The sequence below is a fragment of the Novosphingobium sp. BL-52-GroH genome (assembly GCF_044813085.1).
Taxonomy (GTDB): domain Bacteria; phylum Pseudomonadota; class Alphaproteobacteria; order Sphingomonadales; family Sphingomonadaceae; genus Novosphingobium.
This window is the reverse complement of record NZ_CP171152.1, coordinates 753,450-780,290: the sequence shown is the minus strand read 5'-3', so window position 1 is coordinate 780,290 and position 26,841 is coordinate 753,450. Positions and strand designations below refer to the sequence as shown.

Genomic DNA, 26,841 nt, shown 5'->3' with positions numbered 1-26,841 from the left:
TCGAGTGTGAGGGGTTACATCGTTCGCGTCAACCAAGGAGGCCCCCATGAAAACGACCGGAAACACCATCCTCATCACCGGCGGCGGCTCGGGCATCGGCGAGGCGCTGGCGCATCGCTTCCACGACCAGGGCAATGTCGTGATCGTCGCCGGGCGCCGGCTCGAGGCGTTGCAGGCGGCCTGCGCCGGGCGCGACAACATGCATGCGCTGGTGCTCGACGTCGAAAGTGCCGTGGGCGTGGCGGCCTTCGCGAAGCAAGTGCTGGCCGATTTTCCCGCGCTCAACGTCGTCGTCAACAATGCGGGGATCATGCGCTACGAGCGGCTCGACCGGGCGCGCGACCTCGCCGATGCCGAAGCCACCATCGTCACCAACCTGCTTGGCCCGATCCGCCTCATCGACGCACTGGTCGACCATCTCGTCGCCCGCGGCGACGGTGCGATCGTCAACGTGACCTCCGGGCTCGCCTTCGTGCCGCTGTCGGGCACGCCGACCTACAGCGCGACCAAGGCGGCCATGCATAGCTATACCCAGTCGCTGCGCGCAATGCTGGCGGGCCGCGTCGAGGTGATCGAACTGGCGCCGCCGGCGGTGCAGACCGACCTCACGCCCGGCCAGAGCACGCGCGAGGGCTACCAGCCGCTCGAAGAGTTCGCCGCCGAAGTCCTGTCGCTCTTCGCGCAGGAGCCCACGCCGGGCGAAGTGCTGGTCGAGCGGGTCAAGCCGCTGCGTTTCAGCGAAGCGCAAGGCAAGCAGGCCGAAATCCTGGGGCATCTGACGGGAGCATCGATGCAGATGTTCGACGAACTGGGGATTTGAGGGCAACCGTCTTCCCGGGTCGAGCCCGGGACGACGGTGTTGTTCAATCCTCTTGCGGGTCGCTCAATCCTCGCGTGCGTCGAAGGTCGTGTATTCGCGGCGGGTGAACAGCCAGGCCCCGTCGATCTTCGCCAGTTCGTCGACGTAGCGGCCGCGCAGGCGGCGGGTCTTGCCGGTGGCCGGGTCCTCGAAGATCTCCGAGGTATAGGAGATCGCCGAGGCCCGGTCGCCCTCGACGCGAATTTCGCCGGGGTGGGCGACGTAGACCATCGGCCGCGCCACCGTCCCGTCCGGCCCGGCGCCGCCCAGGCCGTAGTGCTTCATCGATTCCACCCAGCCCGCGACGATCGCTTCCTTGCCGGTGAAGCCGCCCAGGTCGGGGAACTCGGGCAGAGCCCAGAAGGCATCGTCCGCCCAGGTCGCGGCCCAGGCCTCGGCGTCGCGGGTCATGACGCCGTGGGCATAGGTGTCTAGCAGTTCGCGGATGAGGATGCGGTCCTCCAGCGGGCCGGTGAATGCCATCGCCGGTCTCCTTACCAGGGGTGCTTCTCGCCGTTCCACTTGTAGAACTCGCCGGTGTCCTCGAGCGCCCAGCCGTCGGCGAGGGCGATGATGGAGGAGGCGCTTTCCTGCGGGGTGATCTCGGCGTTGGGGCCGCCCATGTCGGTCTGCACATAGCCGGGATGGATCAGGCCGACGACGATCCCGCGATCCTTGAGGTCGAACGCGACCGAGCGCATCAGGCGGTTGAGCCCGCCCTTGGTCGCCGCATAGGGCCAGTAACCGCCATAAGGCCAGGTCGAGGCGGCGAGCTGGCTGGAAAAGTTGATGACTTTCGAACCCGATCCGAGCCTCGGCAGGAAGGCATCGAGCACCCGCAGCGGGCCCTTGAGGTTGATCTCGATGGATTCGTCGAAGTCGTCCCAGTCGATCGCGCCGAACTGCGCCTCGCTCCGTCCTCCGACCCCGGCGACGTTGTAGAGCACGTCGATCGGCGCGTCGCCGGTCGATGCGGCACCGGCGGTGACCGAGGCGTTGCTGGCGACGTCGAGCGCATGGACGGTCAGCCTGCCGTCGGACGAGGCGGCGAGGGTGGCGAGGTCGGTCGCGCCGTCGGGATTGCGGACGAGGGCGAAGACCCGGTCGCCGCGCTCGAGGTGCTGCTTGACGAGTTCGAACGCGATGCCGCGCCCCGCTCCGGTGATTGCCACGTTCGCCATCAGGTTTCCTTCCTTCCTTCGATTCAGGTTTTCCGGCGCGTTACGATCTCGCCGCTTCGAATCGTTATCTAGGGGTGTTCTGGAAGAGCGCGGCGGCCCGAACACCTGTGACTTTGGAGAGAACGCGTGCCCCGCCGATCACCGCTCCTCGCTCAGCCGCTGCATGGTGCGCGCGGCGAAGCGGCGCAGGCGTTCGAGGCGCTCGCCGGTGCCGAAGACCGAAGCCTGGAGCAGCATCCCCATGTGGATCGCGCTGGTGAAGTCGTTGGCCAGCTTGAGGTTGTCCCAGTGCTCGCGCCCCGATCCCTCGCCCCATTGCGGGAAGGCCTCGATCATCTCGCTGGTCCAGATCGCGTCGTAGCGCCGCGCGGCGGGTTCGAAGATCGCCGCGAGTTCGCCGTCGGTGCGCGCGGCCAGCGCCAGCTCGACCCAGGCCGCATAGTCGCGCGTCTGTACCGAGCGCCAGTGCGCGTCGACCGCCAGTTCGATCATCGGCTCGTCCGGCCGGCGCCGGGCCACGGCCTCGAAGTAGTCCGCGAGGAACGTGCGCATGCGATGGTAGACGACGTGGTCGACCACCGCCGACACAAGCTCCATGCGCGAGGGGAAATGGTGGTGCATGGCGCCGCGGGAAACCTCGCAGGCACTGGCGACGGCGGCCGTGGTGAGGCCGGGATAGCCGCCGGCGACCAGGCAGTCGATCGCGGCGGAGACCAGCCGCTCGCGCATCAGGGCGCTCTTGCGCTGCTGCCACTTTTCGGGAGGCTCGGCATGCATCTCGGGCATGAGGGCAGCGAGCATCCGATCCTGCAGCGATTGCGTCTTCATCGTTTCTCCCCACGCTCCACCGCTTGTCGGTCCTGTCGCTGCCGATCCCACCTAGCAAAAGTCGCAGGTGAGCAAGCGGGCCGGATGGTAGCATAAAAAACCGGCAGTTGAGTCGGTTTATTTGTGATAGACTGCTGACGGGCAAGAGTGCGCAAGGATAGACGCGCTCGGCCCGGGTACGGGAGAGTGACAAGGCATGACTGCTAAGCGCGCGCATTTCGATCTTGAAGCCGAGGTCCGCGACCTTGCCGCCCGTCGCGACATCGCCGACGCCGCGGCCCGCTACATGCGCGGGCTCGACCGGCTCGACCCGGTGCTCCAGCGCAGCGCCTTCCATGACGACGCCGTGGTCGACTGTGGCCTGATGAAGGGCACGGCCGACGAATTCGTCGATTTCGCGCAAGGCTTCCTCGGCGACATGGGCGGCAGCCACCACATGCTCGGCCAGTCCCGTATCGCGATCGACGGCGATGCGGCGAGCGGCGAATGGTATTTCCAGGCCTGGCACTCCACCCGCGGCGAGGACGGCAGCCCCCGCGATCTGTTCATCGCCGGCCGCTATCTCGACGATTACGCCTGCCGCGAGGGTGAATGGCGCATCGTCCGGCGCCTGCTCGTCACCGACTGGTCGATCGACGACCCGGGCTCGCTCGATTTTCTCGCCACGTCCGGCGTGGTCCGCGGCGGGCGCCGCGGGGAGGACCCCAGCCAGCAACGTTTCCAGGAACTGACGTCTCACTGACGCGCCCCGCACAGGAATCAGGAACCAATCCATGAACATCCAGTCCACAGCCTCACGCTACTCGCCCGACTTCGACATCGCGGTGCGCGGCGACCCGATCACCGCCGACCGCTACATCTCGAAGGAGTGGATGGACGGCGAGATGAAGAACCTGTGGCCCAAGGTCTGGCACCTGGGGGGCCTCATCGCCGAACTGGAGGAGCCGGGCGACATCATCCGCCACAACTTCGCCAAGGAATCGGTCATCATGGTCCGCCAGGAAGACGATTCCATCAAGGCGTTCTACAATTCCTGCCCGCATCGCGGCAACCGCCTGATCGTGGGCGAGCAGGCCAGCGTCATGCGCATCACCTGCGCCTACCATAGCTGGACCTTCGACCTCGACGGCACCCTCGCCAAGGTCCAGGACCCCGACGACTTCGAGGGCGGCACCCCCTGCGGCCGGGTCCACCTCTCCGAACTGCGCTGCGAGACCTGGGGCCCCTTCGTGTTCTGGTGCATGGACGACGACGTCCCTCCGCTGCACGAGTGGATGGCGCCGCTGCCCGAGCGGCTCAAGGGCTACGGCGTCGACAACTGGGTGCGCGTGCTCAAGGTCTCGGCCGACGCGGACTTCAACTGGAAGATCATCCGCGACAACTTCAACGAGAGCTACCACCTCCCCACGATCCACCCGGAACTGGCGACCTTCATCAACGATGGTCTGCCCGACACGCTGTTCGAGATGTACCCCTCGGGCCACAACTCGATGTGGATGAAGGGCCATCAGGCCACCACCCGCGTAGACTACCACACCACCGAGGTTCCTGCCCCGCTTGGCGAGGTGGCGCGTGCCTGGGACATCGACCCGGACGAATACAACGGCCGCACCGGCGATCTGCGCGAAGCGGTGATCGAGGCCAAGCGCCGCCTCGGCCCGGGCCGAGGCTACACCAACTACAACGACATGTCCGACCAGCAGTTGGTCGACTACTTCCACTGCACCCTGTTCCCCAACCTCACGCTCACCATGAGCCCGGAGCAGCTACAGGTCCTGCGCACCGAACCGCACCCGACCGATCCGGAAAAGTGCGTGTTCCAGCACTGGTGCCTCTATCCGCCGGTGGAAGGCATGACGGAGGTCTTCACTCCGCTCGGCATGCTGCCGCTGGAGCACGACGCGGTGGCGCGCCACTCGGTCTACGGCGACGGCGTTTCGGTGGGCTACGTGGCCGACCAGGACCTCTCGATCGGCACCACCCAGCAGCAGGGCCTCAATTCGCGCGGCTTCAAGGGCTGCAACCTGCCCGGCCAGGAAAAGCGCATCCAGCGCTTCCACGAACTGCTCGACGACTACGTGAAGGGCGAGCGGCCGGCTTGACGATGATACCCGTTCCCGGTGTTCCCGGTCCCCATGTGATGCAGGTCGCCCTGATGGTCGAAGACATCGAGAGCGCCTGCAGGAACTGGGTGCGGACCACCGGGATCGGGCCGTTCCTGCACGTCCCGCATGTCGTGATCGACGAATACGACTACCGCGGCCGCATGGTCTCGGGTCTCGATTTCTCGGTGGCGATCGCCCAGTCGGGCGGGGTGCAGATCGAACTCGTGCAGCAGCACTGCGACAGCCCGTCCGCCTATCGCGACACGATCGCGCGCGGGAAGGGCGGCTTCCACCATCTCGCCATCTACACCGGCGACTACGACGGCGCTTACGCCGGCTACGTCGACCGGGGTTTCCTGCCCGCGGTCGAAGGCAGCTTCGGCGGCTTCCGCTTCGCCTACATCGACACCAGCGCCGCGATCGGCTGCATGATCGAGCTGATCGAGGAAAGCCCGCTGCAGGGCGACTTCTTCGCGCGCATCGCCGATGCCGCGAACGGATGGGACGGCGTCACCGACCCCATCCGCCCCGGCTTTCCCGCCGCGGCACGATAATCGACTTGCCCGGAGGATTTTCCCGAATGACCGCCAGCCCCATCGCGACATGCCCCATCGAAGATCGTCTCGCGATCCAGGACCTGCTCGTCTCGTACGCCCACGCGGTCGACAGCCTGCACGACCTCGACGGCATCTGCGACGTGTTCGTCGAGGATGCGGTGTTCGATCTTTCGGGGATCGGCTTCCCCAGCCTCGTCGGGCATGGCGAGATCCGCACGTTCTTCGAGGATACGTTCGCGGCGATGGCGGCGCATGCCCACTATCTCACCAACTTCGCGATCACCGCCTATGCGGGGGACACCGCCTCGATCCGGGCCTACGTCATCGGCATGGGCAAGTACAAGGCGGGCGGCGGCATCACCGTGAACGGGCGCTACTACTTCGACGTGGTGCGCACCGCTGCCGGGTGGAAGGCCACGCGCTACACGATGGACTTCCTGATTCCGCTGGAGGGGTAAGCTGCCGTTGTCCGGGGCTCGCGCCCCGCGACCGTGGGCAAGGCCGCCGCCTCGACGGTACGCCGCGGTCCCGGAGCACGTCCGGGACGACCTACGTGCCACACCTCAGCGCGAACCGAGGCTCACCCCGAAGATCTCCCGGCGCGGCCAGCCGTCATCGTCGTAGACCGGCTCGATGCCACTGGCGGTGTAGAGCTGCACATGAAACCCCGTCAGCTCGTAGGTTTCCAGGTGGCCGCGCATGTCGAGGTAGGCCGGGTCGGCGAAGTGCTGCAGCAGCGCCTCCTCGCTTTCCCATTCCTCGTAGACGTGGACCTGCCCGGGTTCGAGCGGGTCGACCGCCCAGTTGTAGGCGACGCAGCCCTGCTCGGCGCGGGCGGCGGCGATGTGCGCGGCGCCTCCGACGATGATTTCGGCGCAGGTCCTCTCGTCGCCAGCGAAGCGCAGCCAGCCGGCCACGATGATGCGCATGGAAATGATCCTCTCTCGGTCTTGTGGAGAGCAGGCTAGTGCGGGGGCAGGAACCGCGCCGCTGGCACTTTGCGCAGGTGCGCCGTCAGGCCGAGCGCGCCTCGTCCACCGCCAGGGTATCGGCCTGGCCCAGCACGCCTTTCCAGAACCGCACTATGTTGTGCGCATTGACGCCCCAACTGAAGCGGCTGACGTGCTCGGCGACGTCGGCCTGGCTGGGCGGGCGGGCGAGAATGTCGTTCACGGCCGAGGCGATGGCCTCGGGCGTGCGCGCGGCGATGCGGCCGGCGTTCTCGTCGCTGACGATCTCGCGCGCGCCGCCGATGTCGGGGATGACGATCGGGGTACCGCAGGCGAGGCCTTCGATCCACACGTTGGCGAGGCCCTCGCTGGCGGACGGCAGCACCAGCACGTCGGCGGCGCACAGGACGTGGGGAAGCAGTTCGTGGTCGATCAGGCCGAGGAAGTGGACGCGCTCCTCCACTCCCAGGCGCCTGGCGAGCGCCTTGAGCCGGGCTTCGTCCTCGCCGGTGCCGGCCAGGGCCAGGCGGGCGTCGGGCAGGCGGGCCAGCGCCTCGATCACGAGGCCCTGGCCCTTGCGCGGGATCAGCGCGCCGGGCGTCACCACCAGCGGGCCTTCGTCGGAAATCTGCAAATTGGGCATGGCCGAGACCAGCGCGCGGGCGGCGCCGCGCTCGATCGGGTGAAATTTCTCGCGGTCGAGGCCGGTGTAGTGGATCTCGATCCGGTCGGCCGGCATGCCCAGCGCGATCATGTCCTCGCGCAGCGCCCGGCTGACCGCGAGCAGTCCCGTCGCCTGATTGGCGGCCCGGCGCATCTGGTCGAGCGCGCGCGGGCGCTGGCCCCAGAAGTGGATGTCCGCGCCGCGCGACTTGATCGTCAGCGGCAGGCCCAGTTCCCGCGCGATGATTGCCGCGGCCGGCCCGTCGGGAAAGAAGAACTGCGCGTCGACGAGGTCGAACGGTCTTTCGGCGTGGAGGCGGCGCACCAGTGGCAGCACGGCCCGGGCGATGCGCGCCGGGTTGGTATCCCCGCCGACCTTGGGATAGGTGGTGAACTTGGGGTAATGGACGCACAGGCCTGCCGCATCGCTCACCTCGGGAATGTCCTTCAGGCGCACATAGGGTTCGCGCAGGGACAACGGCCAGGGCGGCACGCCGACGGGGCTGACCATCGTCAACTGGACTTCGCCGCTGGCGACGACCGCCCGCATCTGGTTGCCGACGAAAACCCCGAACGAGGGCTTTACCGGGTTCGGGAACAGCGTGGCTATCGAGAGGATGTGCAAGGGGCGTGCGCCTTCAGAGTTTCCGGACCAGCGTTTCGGCAACGGCCACCCACGCCGGATGTTCCACCGCGATCCGGTCCTGTCCGCTGGCCGGAGGCAGGAGCGCGACGGTATCGCCGCCAGCCTCGATGAGCCGTCCGAACGCGAAGGCGCCGCCGGGCAGGGGGGCGAGGACATCGCGGTTGAGGAGATTCGAGACCTCGGCGAAGGGGTGCTGGCGCAGCCAGACCTGGTCTCCGGTGCGGTATTCGCCGACCGACGCCTCGACCGCGAGCACCAGCCAGGGCACGTCTGCGGAAAGCGCGTTGGGCAGGACCGCCTCGATCGGCGTGCGCATCGGCTCGGCGCCCTTGCGGCCGAGCGCGGCGACGATCCGTGCCGGCTGGATCGTCTCGCTCCGCAGCAGCGTCTCGGGCTCGACGCCGAGCGCGGCGGCGATGCGGTTCATCCAGACCAGCGAGAGATTGCGCATGCCGGTCTCGAGCCGGCCGATGGTCTGCGCCGTCGTCTGCGGATCGCAGGCGAGCGCCACGTCCGCCAGGGTCAAGCCCTTCTGCAGGCGGATGTCGCGAATGCGGTTTATCATGACGGCGCCCCTAACCGATCTGGTTTTTTCGCTTTCCTACAGGCAATCCGCTTTGGCAAGCCTCCAGCCCAGGTAATTCGGGAGGTGACGGGCATGAGGCAGCAATGGGTGGAACGCGAACTGACGGCCGAGGGACCGGGGCAGAGCGGGCCCCGCCGGGGCGGGCGCAGCGTGACCGTGAACCTCGCCGAATCGCCGCTCACCTGGCTTCATGCGCGGGGACACCTCTCCGACCGGCAATATGCGGCCGGCGAACAGCTGCGCGCCGACTGGGAGCGTGCCCAACTGGCGCCGAGCGTGACCATGCGCTGGGACCCGGTGCGCGTATCGGGGAGCGGCGACGGGCAACTCACGCCCGGCGAGCGCCAGCTTGCGGCACGCGCGCGCCTCGACGGCGCGCTCGCCGCTGCCGGGCCTGGCCTGGCCGACGTGCTGTGGCGCGTGGCCTGTGCCGGCGAAGGACTGCCAGCGGCGGAAAAGGCGCTCCGCTGGCCGGTGCGGAGCGGCAAGCTGGTCCTGGGCCTGGCGCTCGACCGGGTGGCGGGTTTCTACCGGGTTCCCGGAGGAGACCCGTCGTCCCCGACCTGATCCGGGGCCGTGGGCCGTGTCTCGCAAGCTTGCACAGGAACGCCGCGCCGTAGTGGCCTACGGTGCGCCAACCCTGTTCTCCCGGATCAGGTCCGAGGGACGACGGGGTTGGACGACGATCAGCCCTCGACCTGCTCGGCCAGTTCGAGCCAGCGTTCCTCGGCGGCTTCCTTGTCGGCGCGGGCCTTTTCTATCGCAGCGGTGAGTGCCGCGAACTTCGTCGGCTCGCGGGTGTAGAGCGCGGGGTCGGACAGGGCCGTCTCGTCGCGCGCGATCGCGGCCTCGAATTCCTCGATGCGCTTGGGCAGCAGTTCGTAGTCGCGCTGGTCCTTGTACGAGAGCTTCGCCTTCTTGGCGGGCATCGGCGGCGGCGGGGCGGTTTCGGCCTTCTTCTTCGCAGCCCCCGCCGTGCGTTCGCGGCGCTTGGCTTCCCAGTCGGCATAACCGCCTGCGATCACGTCGATGTGCCCCGATCCGTCGAGGCCCAGCGTCACGTTGACGGTGCGGTCGAGGAAGTCGCGGTCGTGGCTGACGATCAGGACGGTGCCCTGGTAGTCGGCGATGACTTCCTGGAGCAGGTCGAGCGTTTCGAGGTCGAGGTCGTTGGTCGGCTCGTCGAGCACCAGCAGGTTCGAGGTCTTGGCGAACTCGCGCGCGAACAGCAGGCGCGAACGCTCGCCGCCCGACAGCGTGCCGACTTTGGCCTCGACGAGATTGGGGTCGAACAGGAAGTCCTTGAGGTAGCCCTGGATGTGCTTCCTCACGCCGACCACGTCGATCCAGTCGCCGCCTTCGGCCAGCACGTCGCGGATGCGCAGGTCCGGGCTCATGCGGCTGCGCTGCTGGTCGATCACCGTGGCGTCGAGGGTGTTGGCCAGCTTGATCTGTCCCTCGTCAGGCTCCATTTCGCCGGTCAGGATCTTGAGCAGCGTGGTCTTGCCCGAGCCGTTGGCGCCGACCAGGCCGATGCGGTCGCCGCGCTGGATGCGCAAGTTGAAGTCCTTGATGACCGTGCGGTCGCCGAAGCGCTTGGTGACGTGTTCGGCGACGATGACCGACTTGGTCTTGCTGTCGTCCGCCACCACGGCGAGCTTGGCGGACCCTTGCGGGCCCATCATCGCGGCGCGGGTGGCGCGCATCTCCCACAGCTTGGCGAGGCGGCCCTGGTTGCGCTTGCGCCGCGCGGTGACGCCGCGTTCGAGCCAGTGCGCCTCGATCTTGAGCTTGGCATCGAGCTTCTGCGCGGCGCGCTCCTCCTCGGCATAGACCTCGTTTTCCCAGGCCTCGTAGCCACCGAAGCCTATGTCCTTGCGGCGCATGCCGCCCCGATCGAGCCACAGCGTCGCATTGGTCAGGCGGGTGAGGAACGTGCGGTCGTGGCTGATGACCACGAAGGCACCGTTGTAGCGCTGGAGCCAGGACTCCAGCCAGTCGATCGCGGCGAGGTCGAGGTGGTTGGTCGGCTCGTCGAGCAGCAGCAGGTCGGGCTCGGAGGCCAGCGCCCGGCACAGCGCGGCGCGGCGGCGCTCGCCGCCCGAGGCGCTGTGTGCCTCGCGCGCGAGGTCGATGCCGAGCTGGTCGGCGATGGCTTCGACTTCATGGCGCGGCGGAGCGTCGTCGCCATGGATGGCGAAGTCGAGCAGGGTGTCGAAGCCGGTGAAGAAGGGGTCCTGCTCCAGCGTCACCACGCGGGTGCCGGGCTGGACCGAGCGGGTGCCCTTGTCGCCTTCGACGATCCCGGCGATGAGCTTGAGCAGCGTCGTCTTGCCCGCGCCGTTGCGCCCGATCAGCGCCAGCCGGTCGCGCGGACCGATGTTGATGTCGAGGTTCTGGAAGAGCCAGCCATTGCCCTGGACAAGGCCGAGGCCTTCCCAGCTAAGAATTGGTGCGAGTGCCATGGCGCCGCCCCTACAGGTGGGGGAGGGGGCAGGGCAAGCGCCGCGTCGTCCCGGACCTGACGCTGGATCGCCGGCCGTGCTCGAGGCGATGGGTCGCGTTGCAGCGCCCGGGGGTAAAGCTCGGACCGAAGTGACTGCCCGCGATCCCCGATCAGGTTCTGGATGGGGATCGGGACATTCAGGACTTGTTCAACGCTCGGGAATTAGGCACCGAAGCCGTGATGAAAAGGTTTACCGCTCCTCTCGCAGCGTTCGCCCTGCTTCCCTTGCTTGCGAGCACCCTTCCAGCCCAGGCCGATTCCGGCGGGGAGCAGGGGGAAGTGCGCAGGGAACGCCGTGCCGGCAACGTGCGTCCGCTGCGCGAGATCGAGCGCGAGGTGATCCCGCGCATGTCCGGCATGCAGTACCTCGGCCCGGAATACGACCCGGCGGCGATGGCGTACCGGCTCAAGTTCATCCAGAACGGAAAGGTCTACTTCGTCGACGTCGATGCCCGCACCGGGCGGATCATCGGGCAAAGCCGCTGATGCCGGGGCGCCTGGCCGGCGCGGGGAACCTTGGCGGCGGTCCGTCGCTTGACGCTTACGGCCTTTCAGCCCATCTCGTGCCCGTTCATAAAGGGAGGACGAACCATTGCGCATCCTGATCGTCGAGGATGAGCCCACCCTGGGCAACCAGCTCAAGACCACGCTGGAGCAGAACGGCTATGCCGTCGACCTCTCCACCGATGGCGAGGACGGGCATTTCCTCGGCTCGACCGAAGACTACGACGCGGTGATCCTCGACCTCGGCCTGCCCGAGATCGACGGGCTGACCGTGCTCGGCATGTGGCGTCGCGAGGGTCGCACGTTCCCGGTCCTCGTGCTGACCGCGCGCGACAGCTGGTCGGACAAGGTCGCCGGGCTGGATGCCGGCGCCGACGACTATCTCGCCAAGCCCTTCCAGACCGAGGAACTGATCGCCCGCCTGCGCGCGCTGATCCGCCGCGCCTCGGGCAATACCTCCAGCGAACTGACCGCCGGCGGCGTCCGTCTCGACACCCGCTCGGGCCGCGTCACGCTGGCAGGCGAGCCGGTCAAGCTGACTGCGCAGGAATACAAGCTGCTGTCCTACCTGATGCACCACAAGGGCAAGGTGGTCAGCCGCACCGAACTGATCGAGCACATCTACGATCAGGATTTCGACCGCGATTCGAATACGATCGAGGTCTTCGTCACGCGCATCCGCAAGAAGCTGGGTGCCGACGTCATCACGACGATCCGCGGCCTTGGCTACAGTCTCGACGATCCTGCCGAACCCGGCCGCGGCTGAGCCCGCGATACCCGCGAGCGCGGCGCCGCCGACCGTGACGCCGGTCGCGGCGGCCGCGCGCCGGCCGGCTTCGACCGGCTCGCTGGCGCGGCGCATGATGCTGATCGCGGCGGGGTGGATCTCGTTCCTCCTGCTCGCGGGCGGACTGGCGCTCGACCATACCGTCACCGGCATCGTCACGCGCAACTTCGACGAGCAGCTTGGCTACATGCTGACCGGCATGATCGGCTCGGCCGAGATCGGCCCGGACGGCGAGGTGTTTTTCATCCGTCCGCTCGGCGACCAGCGCTTCCTCGAGCCCAATTCCGGCCTCTACTGGCAGATCCGCGCCACCGGGCATGAGGATTTTCCCTCGCGCTCGCTGTGGGACCGCAGCCTTGCCGTGCCCGCCGGCCACTTCGACGCGCAGCCCCACGTCTACGACAGCGACCAGTTCGCGGGCGAGCCCCTGCGCGTGCTGGAACGCTCGATCATCCTGCCGGGCAGCAACACCCAGTGGATGTTCACCGTGGCCGCCAGCCGCAAGGACCTGAACGAGCAGATCAAGATGATCCGCTCGATCCTGGTCTACAGCTTCGTGGCGCTGGGCTTCGGGCTGTTGCTGATGGCGGGGATGCAAACCTGGTACGGGCTGTTCCCGCTGCGCCATGTGCGGCGCGCGATCCAGAAGCTGCGGACCACCGGAGCCGCGCGCGTCAACGACCCGCTCCCGCGCGAGGTCGAGCCGCTGGTGAACGAACTCAATGCCCTGCTCGCCCATACCGAGCGGCAGGCGGAGGAGGCGCGCACCCATGCGGGCAACCTCGCCCATGCGCTCAAGACGCCGCTGACGGTGGTGATGAACGCCGCCACCGCCAAGGCGCCGGACCTGGCCGATACCGTCATCCGCGAGGCGGCGGTGATGCGCCGGCAGGTCGATCACCACCTGGCGCGGGCGCGGGCAGTGGGCCGCCGCGCCGTCGGCATGTCGCGGGCCGAGGTCTGGCCCAGCCTGGAGGCGGTGCTGCGCGCGGTCGAGCGGCTCTACGACCAGGCCCGCTTCGACCTCGACGGCCCGCGCGACGTGACGGTCGCCATCGAGAAGCAGGACCTCGAGGAAATCCTCGGCAACCTCATCGAGAATGCCGCCAAGTACGGCGGCGGCAGCGTCTTCGTGACGGTGGACGCAGGCGAGCGGGATAGCCGCTTCTGCGAGATCTGGATCGAGGACGACGGCCTGGGCATTCCCGAGGCCGAGCGCATCCGCATCTTCGATCGCGGCGCCCGGCTCGATACCGGCAAGCCCGGCACGGGCCTGGGCCTTGCCATCGTGCGCGACGTGGTGGAAATCTACGGCGGCACCGTCCAGCTCGAGGAAAGCGACGACCTGGGCGGCCTGCTGGTCAAGCTGCGGTTGCCGCGCATCGCGGGGTAACCGATACCATTTTGGGGGTAACCGCCATCATGTGGTTGCCGTCGGTGCCGATCATGCTCAAGTGCGGCGCTTTGCACACTCAGGAGTTTTCATGTCCAAGACCATCAACGTCCCGCTGACCTCGGACGAGATCGAAATGCTGGTCGATGCGCTGGAGGTCGATCTCGAAGGCTATCTCGAATCCGCGAAGGAAGCCCGCGGCAACGGCAACCGCGAGGACGTGAAGACCTTCACCGAAGCGGCGACGCGCATCCAGACGCTGATGGCGCGCCTGCAGGATTTCGTGGAGGAGTGATCCTTCCCCGCCGGGGGAGGGGGGACCACCCGCAGGGTGCTGGAGGGGCCGCGCGCAGGCCGTGGGCCCTCGTCACCCCAAGTCCCTGTTGCGGGATGATTTTACACTGAATTGTCACTGCGAGCCCGACGAGGCGATCCATTGGCGGTCTACGCCACCCTGGTTCGCCTCGCCCGGCCTTTGCCGCGCCCGAAATGACGAAGAGGGTTTCAGGCCTCGTTCTTGGCCCGCTCGTGGTGGCGGATCACTTCGTCGATGATGAAGCGGATGAACTTCTCGCCGAAATCGGGGTCGAGGTGCGCGTCTTCGGCCAGTGCGCGCAGGCGGGAGATCTGGCGCTCCTCGCGGCCGGGATCGGAGGCGGGGAGATCGGTCCTGGCCTTGTATTCGCCCACCGCCTTGGTGATCCGGAAGCGCTCGGCGAGCATGTGGATCAGCGCGGCGTCGATGTTGTCGATGCTGGCGCGGTAGCCCGCGAGAACAGGGTCGGGTGCGCCGGTTGCCGGGCCAGTCGACGGGGGGGTGGCCGGGCCAGCGGCCAGAGATGTGTCCTGGGTCATATGGGCTCGCTCGCTAGCACGGGCGGGCGGGCTCTGCCAGATGGCTCGGAGCCTGGCGGCAGAGCGGGCACGACTTTGGCCGCATGAGTCAAGCACGGGTTCAGGCAGTCCGGTCGATCCACCATTTCGTGGCAATTGCACTTGCGTTGGCGGCGCCTTGCGCCCAAAGCGCGGGGCAATGAGTGCAGATGTCGTCGCCCTGCGTTCCCGCAGGCCCCAGCCCTCCCTTGCTCCCATGCTGGCGCTCACCGCGGCCGGTATGAACAGCGTCAACGCCGTCATTCTTGACCGCATGCAGAGCGAAATTCCGTTGATACCGGCCCTGGCCGGACACCTCATCTCGGGTGGCGGCAAGCGCATGCGGCCGATGCTGATGGTCGCCGCGGCGCAGCTCTGCGGCTACCAAGGCACGCGTCACCACAAGCTGGCGGCCGCGGTGGAGTTCCTCCACACCGCCACGCTGCTCCACGACGACGTCGTCGACGGTTCGGACATGCGGCGCGGCAAGGCCGCCGCCAACATCGTCTTCGGCAATCCGGCGACGGTTCTGGTGGGCGATTTCCTGTTCACCCGGGCGTTCGAGCTGATGGTGGAGGACGGCAGCCTCAAGGTCCTCAAGATCTTCTCCAAGGCCAGCTCGATCATCGCCGAGGGCGAAGTCGACCAGCTGACCGCGCAGCGCCGGATCGAGACGAGCGAGGAGCACTACCTCCAGATCATCGGCTCGAAGACGGCGGCGCTGTTCGCCGCGGCGACCCGCATCCCGGCCATCGTCGCCGAGAAGAGCGACGCCGAGGAACTGGCGCTCGACGCCTACGGCCGGAACCTGGGCATCGCCTTCCAGCTCGTGGACGACGCGATCGACTACGATTCGGAAAGCAGCGAATCGGGCAAGGACAAGGGCGACGACTTCCGCGAGGGCAAGATGACCCTCCCGGTGATCCTGGCCTATGCGCGCGGCAATGCCGAGGAGCGCAAGTTCTGGGAGGAAGCCATCGCCGGCTTCCGCACCGAGGACGAGGACCTCGCCCACGCCGTCACCCTGATAAACCGCCATGGCTGCGTGGAAGCGACGCGCGAGCGCGCCCGCCTCTACGCCCAGCGCGCGATCGACGCGATCGCCGGCTTCCCGGCGGGCGAGGCGCGTGCCGCGATGGGCGAGGCGGTCGAGTTCGCGGTGGCCCGCCGGTACTGAACATCCGGTAGTGAACTCCGTCGCCGGGCAGGCGTCGTTTTTGCGACACTCTGCAACATTGCGGTAATTGCGGTGCGAGCCCGGCTCGCTTATTGAGGCGCGCCATGCCCTCCGATGCAGATCGGGTCGCCACGGGCTACCAGCCCGGCTCGCCCCGCCAACGCCTGATCTCGACGCTGCTTTCCGCGGCGATCATCGTCATTGCCCTGCTGATAGCGCTCTACCAGACGACGGTGGCGCCGATGCGCGACAAGGCACGCAATCCCGTGACCTTCAACGTCGAGGGCGAGGACGCCGACAGCGGCCAGAAATCGCCCGAGAAGGCCAAGCAGGCGCAGAAGGAAGACAAGGACCTGCCAAAGCAGGACCAGGTCAGCGTCGAAACCCCGGTCACACCCGTCGAAAAGCCGCCGGTGCCGACCGAGAAGCCCGCCTTCTCGTTCCTCAAGGTCTCGCGCTCGGACATGGCCGCCGCCGACATCGGCGCGATGAAGAGCCCCGGCAGCGGCTCCCCTTCGGCCGGCGGGGGCAACAGCGGCTCGACGTACGGGCCGGGCGAAGGCCCGGGCGGGGCGACGCTCTACAATGCGGACTGGTACAAGGAGCCCACCGACGCCCAGCTCGGCGGCTATCTGCCCGCCAAGCGCCCGCCGGAGGGCTGGGGCATGATCGCCTGCCAGACGATCGAGCATTACCGCGTCGAAAACTGCCAGATCCTGGGCGAATCACCCCGTGGCTCCGGCTTCGGCCGCGCCGTGCTCAACGCCGCCTGGCAGTTCCAGGTGCTGCCGCCGCGCATCAACGGCAAGCCGCAACTGGGCGAATGGGTACGCATCCGGATCGACTACGGCGTGCGGCAGGCGGGATGAAATGCACGGGGTAACCGTTCCGGCTATCGCCTGACGGAGTACCCCACGGTCCCGGATCGGGTGCGGGACGACGCGAGCTTCACCCCGCCACGCTCCACATTTCCGCGCCGGGCTGCCGGGCGAGCCGGGCAAGCACGTCGTCCAGCGGCATGGGGCGCGCGATGAAGTAGCCCTGGGCGAGCGAGAAGCCGGCCAGTCTCGCGCTGACAAGCTGGTTCTCGGTCTCGATCCCCTCGATCACGCATTCCAGCGACAGCGAGCGCGCGAGGTGGCGGATCGCGGTTATCAGCCGGCGGCCGGCCGCCTCGTCGAGCCGGGTGGCGAAGCTGCGGTCGATCTTGACCATGTCGAGCGGGAGCTGGTGCAGCGAGGAGAGGCTCGAATAGCCGGTGCCGAAATCGTCGAGGGCGATGCGCATGCCCGTCTCGCGCAGCCGTTCCAGCGCGCTGCTGGCCTTGTCGAACTCGGAGATGAGCGAGGATTCGGTGATCTCGATCAGCACGCGGCGGGGATCGCATCCCGCCGCCGACATGCGCGCCAGCAGCGCGTCGATGGTGCCGGGGTTGCAGATGTCGTTGCCCGACAGGTTGAACGACACCCGCAGCGACGCGGGCAGGCGAGCCAGCGCGCCGAGCGCCAGGTCGAACAAGGTCAGCGTCACGTCGCGCGAGCGACCCAGTCGCTCCGCCGCGGCGATCAGCAGTTCCGGCGCGACCTGGCCCAGGCGCGGCGAATGCCAGCGGGCCAGGCATTCCACGCCGACGGGATCGAGGTCCTCGGTCGCGACGATGGGCTGGAACACCAGCGACAACTCGCTCGCAAGGTCCGCTCCCTGCAGCGCGGCGTCGATCGCCTGTTCGGTTCGGATCATCCGTTCCAGCTTATCGGAGAACAGCACGCACTGGCCGCGCTTTTGGTTCTTGGCGTGGTAGAGCGCGAAGTCGGCGCGATCGAACAGCAAGTCCACCGTCGTGGCGGTGTCGGGAAACACCGAAAGCCCCGCCGAGCAGCCGACCGATATCATCACCTCGCCGATGCGGGCCGGCTCGCGGATCGCCTTGCACAAATCGTTGGCGATGCGCTCGGCCTGCTTCGGGCCGCCCATGACGATCAGTCCGAACTCGTCGCCGCCGAGGCGCGCGACGATCGCGTCGGCCGGGCACTGGCCCATCATGCGCCCGCCGATCACCTGGAGCAGGCGGTCGCCTTGGGCGTGGCCGTGGGTGTCGTTGACCGGCTTGAAGCGGTCGAGGTCGATCAGCCCGACGCTGAAGGCATCTTCGGGGCCGCTGCGCAGGAGGAGACTTTCGAGCGTCGCGAAGAAGTAGCGGCGGTTGGGCATGCCCGTCAGCGCATCGGTCTGGGCGAGCCGGGCGTTCTCCTCGCCGAGGGCCTGGGCCTGGCGCCGCTCGAGGTTGAGGTCGCGCTGCGAGGTCTCGAGATCGACGAAGGAGCAGTACGAATCGCGCAGGACCTTGAGGATCAGGCCGGCGACCAGGACGATGTTGCAGGCGATCGCGATCAGCACCTCGGTGCCGATCCACAGGGAATAGGCCAGGAACGTGCCCAGCACGGTGACACAGACCGCCACCGCCGCCAGCGGCAGGAAATTGAGGCAGAACACGCAGCCCAGCACCGTCACCGACACGAAGACCGCGACGTGGCCGTGCTCGTAGGGGCCGCCGTACTGGTCGAGCCAGAGCGCCCAGGCGACGAAGGCCAGCGCCAGCACGACCGCGACGCCGAACGTGCGGTGCAGGCGGCTGCGAGCGATCGCCGGATCGAGATCGTCCGCCGTGACGGGCCGCATCCACGTCATCATGCGGATCATGCAGGCGGCGATGAGTATGGCGGGAAAGATGTAGACCAGCAGCGGCGGTGCCAGGTTCCGGTGGGTGAAGGCCAGCACGGCGGCATTGACCGACAGCAGCCCGTAGAGCGGCGGTATGTGCTCACGCAGTCGCAGGTACTGAGCGACGCTGAGGGGATACTGGCCGGCGCGATGCATTATGCGGATCTGCGTACAGTTGACGGGCAGGAGGCGGAGCGTGTGTCTTAGGTGCATAAGTCTTTAGGAAGAGTGGACGCGGCAGGCGGATTGATCTGTTGCGGTGCCGGCTCGACCCATGGCTTTGCGCGGATCGATTAGGCAGTTAAGGGAGCGCGCGTGACCACGCTTCCCATCCATGCCGTCCTGCCGGACCTGCTCGGCGCCCTGCGCGAGAACACCGGCGCGGTGCTGATCGCGCCGCCGGGCGCGGGCAAGACCACTGCGCTCGCCCCGGCGCTGCTGGGCGAGGACTGGTGCACCGGCACCGTCATCCTGCTCTCCCCCCGCCGCGTCGCCGCGCGCGCCGCCGCCGAGCGCATGGCCGAAGGGCTGGGCGAGCAGGCCGGCGGGACGATCGGCTATCTCACCCGCCTCGACGTCAAGCGCTCGGCGAAGACGCGGGTGCTGGTGATGACCGAGGCGATCTTCGTGGCGACGATCCTCTCCGACCCCGAGCTTTCCGGGGTCTCCGCGGTTTTGTTCGACGAAGCGCACGAACGCCATCTCGACAGCGACCTCGGCCTTGCGCTGGCGGTCGAGAGCCGGGCCGTCCTGCGCGAGGACCTGCGGATCGTGGTGATGTCGGCGACCATCGACGGCACCCGCTTCGCCCGCCTGCTGGGGGGCGAGGGAGAAGGAGGCACGCCGGTGATCGAAAGCGCCGGCAAGGCCTGGCCGCTCGCCGTCCGCTGGCTCGGCCACGCGCCCGAGCGGCGGATCGAGGAGGCGATGGCCACCGCGCTCCTCACCGCCTGGCGCGAGGAGACGGGCGATATCCTCGCCTTCCTTCCCGGCGTGCGCGAGATCGAGCGGGTGGCGGAAAGCCTTGCGCAGAAGCTGCCCTCGGCGCTGGTCCTGCCGCTCCACGGCCAGTGCGAGCCGGCGGCCCAGCGCGCGGCGATCCGGCGCGATGCGGAAGGCCGCCGCCGCATCGTTCTGGCGACCGCCATCGCCGAGACCTCGCTGACGCTCGACGGCGTCTCGGTCGTCGTCGACGCGGGCCTTTCCCGCCGCGCCGAGTTCGACAAGGGGGCAGGCGTCACGCGCCTCGTCACCCACCGCGCCAGCCGCGCCTCGGCCGCCCAGCGCGCCGGCCGCGCCGCGCGCCAGGGGCCGGGCACGGCCTATCGCCTGTGGGAAGAGGCCGCGCACGCCGGCCGGCCCGAGTTCGACCCGCCCGAAATGCTCACCAGCGACCTCGCGCCCCTGACCCTGACGCTGGCGCAGTGGGGAGCGGGCGATCCCGCCGCGATGGCGTGGCTCGATGCGCCGCCGGTCCCGGCGCTCGACGCGGCGCGCAAGGGCCTCGCCGCCCTGGGTGCGCTCGACGGGGAGGGGCGGATCACCGCGTTCGGCCGCAAGGTCGCCAGCCTGCCGATGGACCCCGCGCAGGCGGCGATGATCCTGCGCGCGAGCGAACTGGGCGCCGGCGACGTCGCCGCGCGTCTTGCGCTGCTGCTCCAGGAACGCGGCCTCGGTGGGCGCAGCGACGACCTCGTCCAGCGCCTCTCGCGCTGGGACGCGGACCGGTCGCCGCGCGCGCAGGCCTCGCGCAAGCTGGCCCAGGGCTGGGCGCGGCGGGCGCAGGGGATGGTGTCGGCCCCAAGCGCGGCCGAAGACGTGCCGCCCGGCATCCTGCTCGCGCTCGGCCGCCCGGACATGCTGGCGCGCCGCCGCGACGGTTCGGGCGAGACCTGGCTGAGCGCCGGGGGCAGGGGCTACGTGCTCGACCCCGCCTCACCGCTCGCCTCGCGCGACTGGATCGTGATCGGCGATGCGCAAGGGCAGGCCAAGGGCGCGCGCATCCTCTCGGGCGCCTCGCTGGAGACCGCCGAAGTCGAGGCCTGGCTGGCCGACATGATCGAGCGGCGCACGGTGCTGCGCTGGAACGACGACGATGCCCGCGTCGAGGCGCGGCTCGAACGCCGGCTCGGCGCGATCACGCTCGCCACCGGGCCCGATCCGTCGCCCGATCCCGACGCGATCCGCGCCTTCCTCATCGCTCGCATCCGCGCGAAGGGCCTGTCGCTGGTGCCGCTCGGCAAGGGCGCACAGGCGCTGCTGCGCCGGGCGCGCTATGCCGGGATCGCCGCGCTTTCGGACGAGGCGCTGCTGGCGGACCTCGAGGAGTGGCTGGGCCCGCTGCTGACCCGCCGCCTGGATGCGCTCGACGGCGCGGCCCTGTCGCAGGCCTTGCGCGATCGCCTCGGCTGGGACGACCAGCAGGCGCTCGAACGCCTGGCTCCGCCCAATTTCCGCAGCCCCGCCGGGACCACCCATCCGATCGACTACGAGGACGAGGGCGGCCCTTCCGTCGAAGTGCGGGTGCAGGCCTTGTTCGGGCTCGACCGCCACCCCAGCTTCGGCCAGCCGCCGCAGCCCCTGCTCCTCAAGCTGACCTCGCCTCCCGGCCGCCCGATCCAGACCACCGGCGACCTGCCGGGCTTCTGGCGCGGCTCGTGGCGCGACGTGCAGCGCGACATGAAGGGCCGCTACCCGCGCCACCGCTGGCCGGACCAGCCCTGGACCGAGGACCCCAGCCTCAAGACCCGCAACGCGTTCGAGCGCACGAAAGGCGATGGCGGCCGCAAGGAATGATTCGCGCTTGATTTCGGGCACGATTCGGGGGCAAGGCATCGGCTCATGAGCGCACGCATCTATCAACGCCCGAAGAACGCCATGCAGTCCGGCAAGGCGCTGCTCGACCAGTGGACTCTCGAGTTTACCCCGGCCGAGGCGAAGAAGCCCGACCCGCTGATGGGATGGGCCGGTTCCGGCGACATGCAGCAGCAGGTGGTCCTGCGCTTCCCCACCGCGGACGAGGCCAAGGCTTACGCCGACCGCTACGGCATCGAGGCGGCAATCCACGCCACCCCGCCGCGCCGGCTCAAGATCCAGGCCTACGCCGACAACTTCCGCTGAGCCTCTTGGTAATCGCACCAGGCGATTGCCCCAGGAAACAACGTCAGGAAATCGCATCGTCCCGGACTTGATCCGGGGGCGTGGGCAAGGCCGTGTCCGCGTTTCGGCGAGGCACTGCCTGAAGCACTGTCCACGGTCGCGGATCAAGTCCGGGATGACGAGGGCTCGAACGCATCTGCCCACTTGCATTCCTCGAAAACCCCCGCCATATGCGCGGCCGGGAGTCGGGGTGGGCGTTTGCGTCCGCCAACTTGGTCAGGTCCGGAAGGAAGCAGCCACAACGGGTTGCGGCGGGTCACCCGGCTCCTTTACAGCTTCACATCGTTACAGCTTGGGCTGAACCTCGCGCGCATCGGACTTTCTGTCCGGTGCGGCGCGAAGGCTGTGGACGGCAGCGGTTTTCCCCTGACATTCCCCGGCCCAGCCCCTAGTTTGCGCGACGATGGACGATTCACGCGACATGTTCGGCGACACGCCCCCCTGGGACGACGAGGACGAAGACCAGGACGCGCCCGACGCCGCCGAGCTGGAGGCGGCGGGGCAGCAGTCGATGTTCGGCGCGCCCGAGCCGGAAGCCGAGACCGGCCCCACCGCGGCCGAACTCGAAGCGGCGGGGCAGGCGGCGATGTTCGCCGAGCCGGCACCGGCCAAACCCACGACCCCGGCGCCCGCAGCGACCCCGGCGCCCGCGGCCGCGCAGCCCTACCGCGTGCTCGCGCGCAAGTACCGCCCGCAGACCTTCGCCGAGCTGATCGGCCAGGAAGCGATGGTCCAGACCCTCGCCAATGCCATCAAGCGCGACCGGCTGGCCCATGCCTTCCTGATGACCGGCGTGCGCGGGGTGGGCAAGACCTCGACCGCGCGCCTGATCGCCAAGGCGCTCAACTGCATCGGCCCGGACGGGCAGGGCGGCCCGACGATCGACCCCTGCGGCCAGTGCGAGCCCTGCGTCGCCATCGCCGAAGGCCGTCACATCGACGTGATCGAGATGGACGCCGCCAGCCACACCGGCGTCGACGACGTGCGCGAGATCATCGAGGCGGTGCGCTATTCGGCGGTCTCGGCGCGCTACAAGATCTACATCATCGACGAAGTCCACATGCTCTCGCGCAATGCTTTCAATGCCTTGCTCAAGACTCTTGAGGAGCCGCCGGCGCATGTGAAGTTCCTCTTCGCCACCACCGAGGTCGACAAGCTGCCGGTCACGGTGCTCTCGCGCTGCCAGCGGTTCGACCTGCGGCGCATCCCGGCGCCGATGCTCGCGGGCCACTTCGCCCACGTCTGCCGCCAGGAAGGCGTCGAGGCCGAGGACGAGGCGCTGGCCATGGTCGCCGCCGCCGCCGAGGGCTCTGTGCGCGACGGGCTGTCGATCCTCGATCAGGCGATCGCGCACGCCGACCTCGACGGCGAAGGCCGGGTGCTGGCGGACAAGGTGCGCGACATGCTCGGCCTGTCCGACAAGAGCGTGCAGCGCAATCTGGTCGCCGCGATTCTCGAAGGGCGCGGGCCCGACCTGCTCGATATCGTTGCCCGCCAGTTCGCGCTCGGGGTCGAGCCGATCGCGATGATGCGCGGGCTGATGGACCTCGTCCACCGCATCGCCGTGGCCCAAGTCGCCGGCAACGCGGCCGATGCGCATTCGACAGAGGAGCGCGAGGCGATCGAGGGCTGGGCCAGGGGCTTGCGCGCCGGCCAGCTCCACCGCCTGTGGCAACTGCTGCTCAAGGGCCACGAGGAAGTGAAGTCCGCGCCCGACCCGCTGGTCGCAGCGCAGATGGCGCTGTTGCGGATCATGCACGCGTCCGACATGCCCGATCCCGGCGCTCTGGTGCGCAAGCTGGAGGAGATCGCCGCGCGCGCTCCGGCCGCACCGGGGGCCGGCGAGGGCGTTGCGGCAGTCCCTGGGGCGCCGTCCGCATCGGCCCCGGCGGCGATCACGCCGCGCTGGGAAGCGCTTGTCGACGACGTCGAGCATGCGGGCGAAATGTCCACTGCCAACACCATGCGCATGCAAGTGCGGGTGGTCGAACTCGCGCCCGGCCTGCTGCGCTATACCCAGCCGCCCGCGTTCCGCGAGGATATCGCCGCGCTCGTGCGCGCAGGGCTGCAGGCCGCCACCGGCGAGCGCTGGCAGGTCGAGCGGGTCGATGCCGAAGGCGCGCCCACGCTTGTCGAGATCGCCGAAGTGAAGCAGAGCGCCGACGCCGAGGCGCTGCGCAGCGCGCCGCTGGTCGAGGCGACCCTGGCCGCCTTTCCGGGCGCCGAATTGATACAGGAAGACCGTCCGGCCGCGATCGGCGGCGGTCAGCGCAATTGGAGACGTTGAAATGAAGTCGATGGAAGAGATGATCCAGGCCGCGCAGGCGGCCGCCGAGACCATCCAGAAGCAGATGACCGAAACCCAGGGCAAGCTCGACCAGATGGAAGTCGAAGGCCTTTCGGGCGGTGGCCTGGTCAAGATCCGCTGCTCCGCCAAGGGACGCGTCATCGGCGTGGCCATCGACGACAGCCTGATGCAGCCCAGCGAAAAGCCGATCCTCGAAGACCTCATCGCCGCCGCCTACAACGACGCGCGCGTCAAGGCGGACTCGGTCGCCAACGAGGAACTGGCCAAGGCACAGTCGGGCATGGGCCTGCCGCCGGGCTTCAAGCTGCCGTTCTGAAAGCATTTTCCCGGCCCCGCCGCGGACCCGCCTGCGCGGGGACGGGGCGGGGCCTTCGTGCATCCGGTCCCGATGAAACTACCGGGGAACTATCCGCAACGGATCTACGCCCACATGGCCAGGCGGCGGTCTTGCGGATAATATCAAGGTGCAGGAAAAGGCTTTGCACAGTCTTTAGCCCGCAACGGATTGCATGGCGGTACATTGACCCCATATCGTCCGGGACAGCGAAGGGCGCTTCATGGGCACTCTTTGCGCGTGATGATTGGAATTTGCCTAGTGAACCTGCTTCCGCTTCTGCCTTTGCGCGACATCGTCGTCTTCCCGGGCATGGTCGTGCCCCTGTTCGTCGGCCGCGAGAAATCCGTGGCCGCGCTCGAGGCGGCGATGGCCGGCGACAAGGACATCTTCCTGCTCGCCCAGCTCGATCCGGGCTGCGACGATCCCGATCGTGACGATCTCTACGACACCGGCGTGGTCGCCAGCGTCCTGCAACTGCTCAAGCTGCCCGACGGCACCGTGCGCGTGCTGGTCGAAGGCCAGGACCGCGCCCGGCTCGAAACCCTCCGCTCCGAAACGACGGAAGAGGGCGAGATGCTGGTCGCCGGCGTCGAGATGCTCGAGCCCGTGGAGGCCGAGGGCACCGAAGTCGAAGCGATGATGCGCACGGTCGTCGACCAGTTCGCCGAATATGCCAAGCTCAACAAGAAGCTGAGCCAGGATGCCGGCGAGCAACTGGGCGACATCGAACATGCGGCCAAGCTGGCCGATACCGTCGCTGCCCAGCTTTCGGCCAAAGTGTCCGACAAGCAGGCGGTGCTGTCCGAGCCCGATCCGCTCAAGCGCCTGGAAATGGTCTATTCCTTCATGGAAGGCGAACTCGGCGTCTTGCAGGTCGAGCGCAAGATCCGTGGCCGCGTGAAGCGCCAGATGGAAAAGACCCAGCGCGAATATTACCTCAACGAACAGCTCAAGGCGATCCAGTCCGAGCTGGGCGGCGGCGAGGGCGACGAGGCCAACGAGCTTCAGGAACTGGCCGAGCGGATCGAGAAGACGCGCCTTTCCAAGGAAGCCAAGGAAAAGGCCGTCGGCGAGCTGAAGAAGCTCAAGTCGATGCAGCCGATGAGCGCCGAGGCGACCGTCATCCGCAACTACCTCGACGTGCTGCTGGGCCTGCCCTGGGGCAAGAAGAGCAAGCTCAAGCGCGACATCTCGACCGCGCAGGACATTCTCGACGCCGATCACTACGCACTCGACAAGGTCAAGGACCGGATCATCGAGTATCTCGCGGTGCAGGCGCGGACGAACAAGCTGAAGGGCCCGATCCTGTGCCTCGTCGGCCCGCCGGGCGTGGGCAAGACCTCGCTGGGCAAGTCGATCGCCAAGGCGACGGGGCGCGAGTTCATCCGCCAGTCGCTTGGCGGCGTGCGCGACGAGGCCGAGATTCGTGGCCACCGCCGCACGTACATCGGTTCGCTGCCGGGCAAGATCGTCACCAACTTGCGCAAGGCGGGCAAGTCCAACCCGCTGTTCCTGCTCGACGAGATCGACAAGCTGGGCCAGGATTTCCGCGGCGATCCGGCCTCCGCGCTGCTCGAAGTGCTCGACCCGGAGCAGAACGCCAAGTTCCAGGACCACTACCTCGAACTCGACATCGACCTTTCGGACGTGATGTTCGTGTGCACCGCGAACAGTCTGAACCTGCCGCAGCCGCTGCTCGACCGCATGGAGATCATCCGCCTCGAAGGCTACACCGAGGACGAGAAGGTCGAGATCGCCGAGCGGCACCTGGTTGCCAAGCAGGTGGAAGCGCATGGCCTGAAGAAGGGTGAGTTCACCCTGACCCAGGACGGGCTGCGCGACCTGATCCGCTACTACACCCGCGAGGCCGGCGTGCGCACGCTGGAGCGCGAGATCGCGCGCCTGGCGCGCAAGTCGCTGCGCCAGATCCTTGAAGGCAAGGCCACCGCAGTCACCATCACTGCGGAAAACCTCGCCGACTTCGCAGGGGTGCGCAAGTTCCGCCACGGTATGGGCGAGGAAGAGCACCAGGTCGGCGCGGTGACGGGCCTCGCCTGGACCGAAGTCGGCGGCGAACTGCTGACGATCGAGGCCGTGACCGTACCCGGCAAGGGCGCGATCAAGGCGACCGGCAAGCTGGGCGACGTGATGAACGAATCGATCCAGACCGCCTACAGCTTCGTGCGCGCGCGCTCGCCAGCCTACGGCATCAAGCCCAGCGTGTTCCACAAGAAGGACATCCACGTCCACATGCCGGAAGGCGCGGTGCCCAAGGACGGTCCCTCGGCCGGTGTCGGCATGGTCACCTCGATCGTCTCGACGCTGACCGGCAATCCGGTGCGCAAGGATATCGCCATGACCGGCGAAGTCACGCTGCGCGGCCGGGTGCTGCCGATCGGCGGCCTCAAGGAAAAGCTCCTCGCGGCCCTGCGCGGCGGCATCACCACGGTGCTGATCCCGGAGGAGAACCGCAAGGACCTCGCCGAGATTCCCGACAACGTGAAGCAGGGGCTGGAGATCATCCCCGTCGCCCACGTCGATGAAGTGCTGTCCCAGGCCCTGACCGAGCCTTTGACCGCGATCGAGTGGACCGAAGCCGACGAACTGGCCGCCGCCCCGCCACCGCACGCTTCCTCGGCAAGCACCACGGCTCATTGAAGCCAGGGCCGGAACCCGCCCGGTCCACGAACAAGAAAAGGGC

The 26,841-nt window shown here is 68.2% G+C and carries 26 protein-coding genes and 1 other RNA gene; 18 read left to right on the top strand and 9 right to left on the bottom strand.

Features of this window, described 5'->3' with window-relative positions; translation table 11 throughout:
- Positions 1 to 46: 46 nt before the first annotated feature.
- Positions 47 to 820 (top strand): SDR family oxidoreductase, encoded by a 774-nt coding sequence (locus ACFFDA_RS16305; RefSeq protein WP_404481781.1) that lies wholly within the window; start codon positions 47 to 49, stop codon positions 818 to 820.
- Between the two features lie 63 nt (positions 821 to 883).
- Here the strand turns inward: ACFFDA_RS16305 and ACFFDA_RS16300 are convergent, their stop codons facing one another.
- The 3 genes from ACFFDA_RS16300 to ACFFDA_RS16290 form a co-directional block, all read right to left on the bottom strand.
- Entirely contained in the window at positions 884 to 1,342 is a 459-nt protein-coding gene (locus ACFFDA_RS16300; RefSeq protein WP_404481779.1) for a nuclear transport factor 2 family protein, read from the bottom strand.
- A gap of 11 nt (positions 1,343 to 1,353) precedes the next feature.
- Positions 1,354 to 2,040: an SDR family oxidoreductase gene (locus tag ACFFDA_RS16295; RefSeq protein ID WP_404481777.1), complete on the bottom strand. Its 687-nt coding sequence runs from the start codon at positions 2,038 to 2,040 to the stop codon at positions 1,354 to 1,356.
- Between the two features lie 138 nt (positions 2,041 to 2,178).
- Positions 2,179 to 2,868, bottom strand: coding sequence for a TetR/AcrR family transcriptional regulator (locus ACFFDA_RS16290; protein ID WP_404481775.1), 690 nt, complete (start codon positions 2,866 to 2,868; stop codon positions 2,179 to 2,181).
- Between the two features lie 196 nt (positions 2,869 to 3,064).
- Between ACFFDA_RS16290 and ACFFDA_RS16285 the strand changes: the two genes are divergently transcribed.
- Genes ACFFDA_RS16285 through ACFFDA_RS16270 form a run of 4 tightly spaced genes read left to right on the top strand, consistent with a single transcriptional unit; the run spans position 3,065 to position 5,988 of the window.
- Positions 3,065 to 3,610 (top strand): nuclear transport factor 2 family protein, encoded by a 546-nt coding sequence (locus ACFFDA_RS16285; RefSeq protein WP_404481773.1) that lies wholly within the window; start codon positions 3,065 to 3,067, stop codon positions 3,608 to 3,610.
- Between the two features lie 31 nt (positions 3,611 to 3,641).
- On the top strand, positions 3,642 to 4,970 hold the full coding sequence (locus ACFFDA_RS16280; protein ID WP_404481771.1) for an SRPBCC family protein: 1,329 nt from the start codon (positions 3,642 to 3,644) through the stop codon (positions 4,968 to 4,970).
- Between the two features lie 2 nt (positions 4,971 to 4,972).
- Positions 4,973 to 5,527, top strand: a complete 555-nt coding sequence (locus tag ACFFDA_RS16275) for a VOC family protein (protein ID WP_404482771.1) — start codon at positions 4,973 to 4,975, stop codon at positions 5,525 to 5,527.
- Positions 5,528 to 5,553: 26 nt separating this feature from the next.
- Entirely contained in the window at positions 5,554 to 5,988 is a 435-nt protein-coding gene (locus ACFFDA_RS16270; protein ID WP_404481769.1) for a nuclear transport factor 2 family protein, read from the top strand.
- Between the two features lie 105 nt (positions 5,989 to 6,093).
- On the opposite strand, the gene ACFFDA_RS16265 is transcribed toward ACFFDA_RS16270, so the two are convergent.
- The 3 genes from ACFFDA_RS16265 to ACFFDA_RS16255 all read right to left on the bottom strand — a co-directional run bounded on the left by ACFFDA_RS16265 (position 6,094) and on the right by ACFFDA_RS16255 (position 8,354).
- Positions 6,094 to 6,459, bottom strand: coding sequence for a putative quinol monooxygenase (locus ACFFDA_RS16265; protein WP_404481767.1), 366 nt, complete (start codon positions 6,457 to 6,459; stop codon positions 6,094 to 6,096).
- An 85-nt stretch (positions 6,460 to 6,544) separates the two neighbouring features.
- Complete coding sequence (locus ACFFDA_RS16260; RefSeq protein WP_404481765.1) at positions 6,545 to 7,768, bottom strand: glycosyltransferase; 1,224 nt, start codon at positions 7,766 to 7,768, stop codon at positions 6,545 to 6,547.
- A 13-nt stretch (positions 7,769 to 7,781) separates the two neighbouring features.
- A complete protein-coding gene (locus ACFFDA_RS16255; RefSeq protein ID WP_404481763.1) occupies positions 7,782 to 8,354 on the bottom strand; it encodes a helix-turn-helix transcriptional regulator in 573 nt (190 codons plus the stop codon).
- Positions 8,355 to 8,447: 93 nt separating this feature from the next.
- Between ACFFDA_RS16255 and ACFFDA_RS16250 the strand changes: the two genes are divergently transcribed.
- Positions 8,448 to 8,942, top strand: coding sequence for a DUF6456 domain-containing protein (locus ACFFDA_RS16250; RefSeq protein WP_404481761.1), 495 nt, complete (start codon positions 8,448 to 8,450; stop codon positions 8,940 to 8,942).
- A 119-nt stretch (positions 8,943 to 9,061) separates the two neighbouring features.
- On the opposite strand, the gene ACFFDA_RS16245 is transcribed toward ACFFDA_RS16250, so the two are convergent.
- On the bottom strand, positions 9,062 to 10,840 hold the full coding sequence (locus tag ACFFDA_RS16245) for an ABC-F family ATP-binding cassette domain-containing protein (protein ID WP_404481760.1): 1,779 nt from the start codon (positions 10,838 to 10,840) through the stop codon (positions 9,062 to 9,064).
- A 221-nt stretch (positions 10,841 to 11,061) separates the two neighbouring features.
- Here ACFFDA_RS16245 and ACFFDA_RS16240 point away from each other — a divergent pair, with 221 nt between their 5' ends.
- From ACFFDA_RS16240 to ACFFDA_RS16225, 4 genes are all read left to right on the top strand, one after another.
- Positions 11,062 to 11,367 (top strand): PepSY domain-containing protein, encoded by a 306-nt coding sequence (locus ACFFDA_RS16240; RefSeq protein ID WP_404481758.1) that lies wholly within the window; start codon positions 11,062 to 11,064, stop codon positions 11,365 to 11,367.
- A 106-nt stretch (positions 11,368 to 11,473) separates the two neighbouring features.
- Positions 11,474 to 12,151: a response regulator transcription factor gene (locus tag ACFFDA_RS16235; RefSeq protein ID WP_007684487.1), complete on the top strand. Its 678-nt coding sequence runs from the start codon at positions 11,474 to 11,476 to the stop codon at positions 12,149 to 12,151.
- 94 nt (positions 12,152 to 12,245) lie between these two features.
- A complete protein-coding gene (locus tag ACFFDA_RS16230) occupies positions 12,246 to 13,565 on the top strand; it encodes a sensor histidine kinase (protein ID WP_404482770.1) in 1,320 nt (439 codons plus the stop codon).
- 91 nt (positions 13,566 to 13,656) lie between these two features.
- A complete protein-coding gene (locus ACFFDA_RS16225) occupies positions 13,657 to 13,860 on the top strand; it encodes a hypothetical protein (protein ID WP_404481756.1) in 204 nt (67 codons plus the stop codon).
- A gap of 209 nt (positions 13,861 to 14,069) precedes the next feature.
- Here ACFFDA_RS16225 and ACFFDA_RS16220 read toward each other — a convergent pair whose 3' ends face one another.
- Positions 14,070 to 14,420, bottom strand: coding sequence for a chorismate mutase (locus tag ACFFDA_RS16220; protein ID WP_404481755.1), 351 nt, complete (start codon positions 14,418 to 14,420; stop codon positions 14,070 to 14,072).
- Positions 14,421 to 14,598: 178 nt separating this feature from the next.
- Between ACFFDA_RS16220 and ACFFDA_RS16215 the strand changes: the two genes are divergently transcribed.
- The gene (locus tag ACFFDA_RS16215) at positions 14,599 to 15,615 is read left to right on the top strand and encodes a polyprenyl synthetase family protein (RefSeq protein ID WP_404481753.1); all 1,017 of its coding nucleotides are present in this window, start codon (positions 14,599 to 14,601) and stop codon (positions 15,613 to 15,615) included.
- Positions 15,616 to 15,719: 104 nt separating this feature from the next.
- A complete protein-coding gene (locus ACFFDA_RS16210) occupies positions 15,720 to 16,484 on the top strand; it encodes an energy transducer TonB (protein ID WP_404481752.1) in 765 nt (254 codons plus the stop codon).
- 79 nt (positions 16,485 to 16,563) lie between these two features.
- On the opposite strand, the gene ACFFDA_RS16205 is transcribed toward ACFFDA_RS16210, so the two are convergent.
- Positions 16,564 to 18,492 (bottom strand): putative bifunctional diguanylate cyclase/phosphodiesterase, encoded by a 1,929-nt coding sequence (locus tag ACFFDA_RS16205; RefSeq protein ID WP_404481750.1) that lies wholly within the window; start codon positions 18,490 to 18,492, stop codon positions 16,564 to 16,566.
- Between the two features lie 159 nt (positions 18,493 to 18,651).
- On the opposite strand from ACFFDA_RS16205, the gene hrpB reads away from it, so the two are divergent.
- The 6 genes from hrpB (at position 18,652) to lon (ending at position 26,798) form a co-directional block, all read left to right on the top strand.
- Positions 18,652 to 21,132, top strand: coding sequence for an ATP-dependent helicase HrpB (gene hrpB / locus ACFFDA_RS16200; RefSeq protein ID WP_404481748.1), 2,481 nt, complete (start codon positions 18,652 to 18,654; stop codon positions 21,130 to 21,132).
- A 45-nt stretch (positions 21,133 to 21,177) separates the two neighbouring features.
- Positions 21,178 to 21,456 (top strand): ETC complex I subunit, encoded by a 279-nt coding sequence (locus ACFFDA_RS16195; RefSeq protein WP_404481746.1) that lies wholly within the window; start codon positions 21,178 to 21,180, stop codon positions 21,454 to 21,456.
- A gap of 218 nt (positions 21,457 to 21,674) precedes the next feature.
- Positions 21,675 to 21,768, top strand: an RNA gene (gene ffs / locus ACFFDA_RS16190) — signal recognition particle sRNA small type.
- Positions 21,769 to 21,898: 130 nt separating this feature from the next.
- Positions 21,899 to 23,782, top strand: a complete 1,884-nt coding sequence (locus ACFFDA_RS16185; protein ID WP_404481744.1) for a DNA polymerase III subunit gamma/tau — start codon at positions 21,899 to 21,901, stop codon at positions 23,780 to 23,782.
- 1 nt (position 23,783) lies between these two features.
- A complete protein-coding gene (locus ACFFDA_RS16180; protein ID WP_404481743.1) occupies positions 23,784 to 24,119 on the top strand; it encodes a YbaB/EbfC family nucleoid-associated protein in 336 nt (111 codons plus the stop codon).
- A gap of 261 nt (positions 24,120 to 24,380) precedes the next feature.
- On the top strand, positions 24,381 to 26,798 hold the full coding sequence (lon, locus tag ACFFDA_RS16175; RefSeq protein ID WP_404482769.1) for an endopeptidase La: 2,418 nt from the start codon (positions 24,381 to 24,383) through the stop codon (positions 26,796 to 26,798).
- Positions 26,799 to 26,841: the final 43 nt, after the last annotated feature.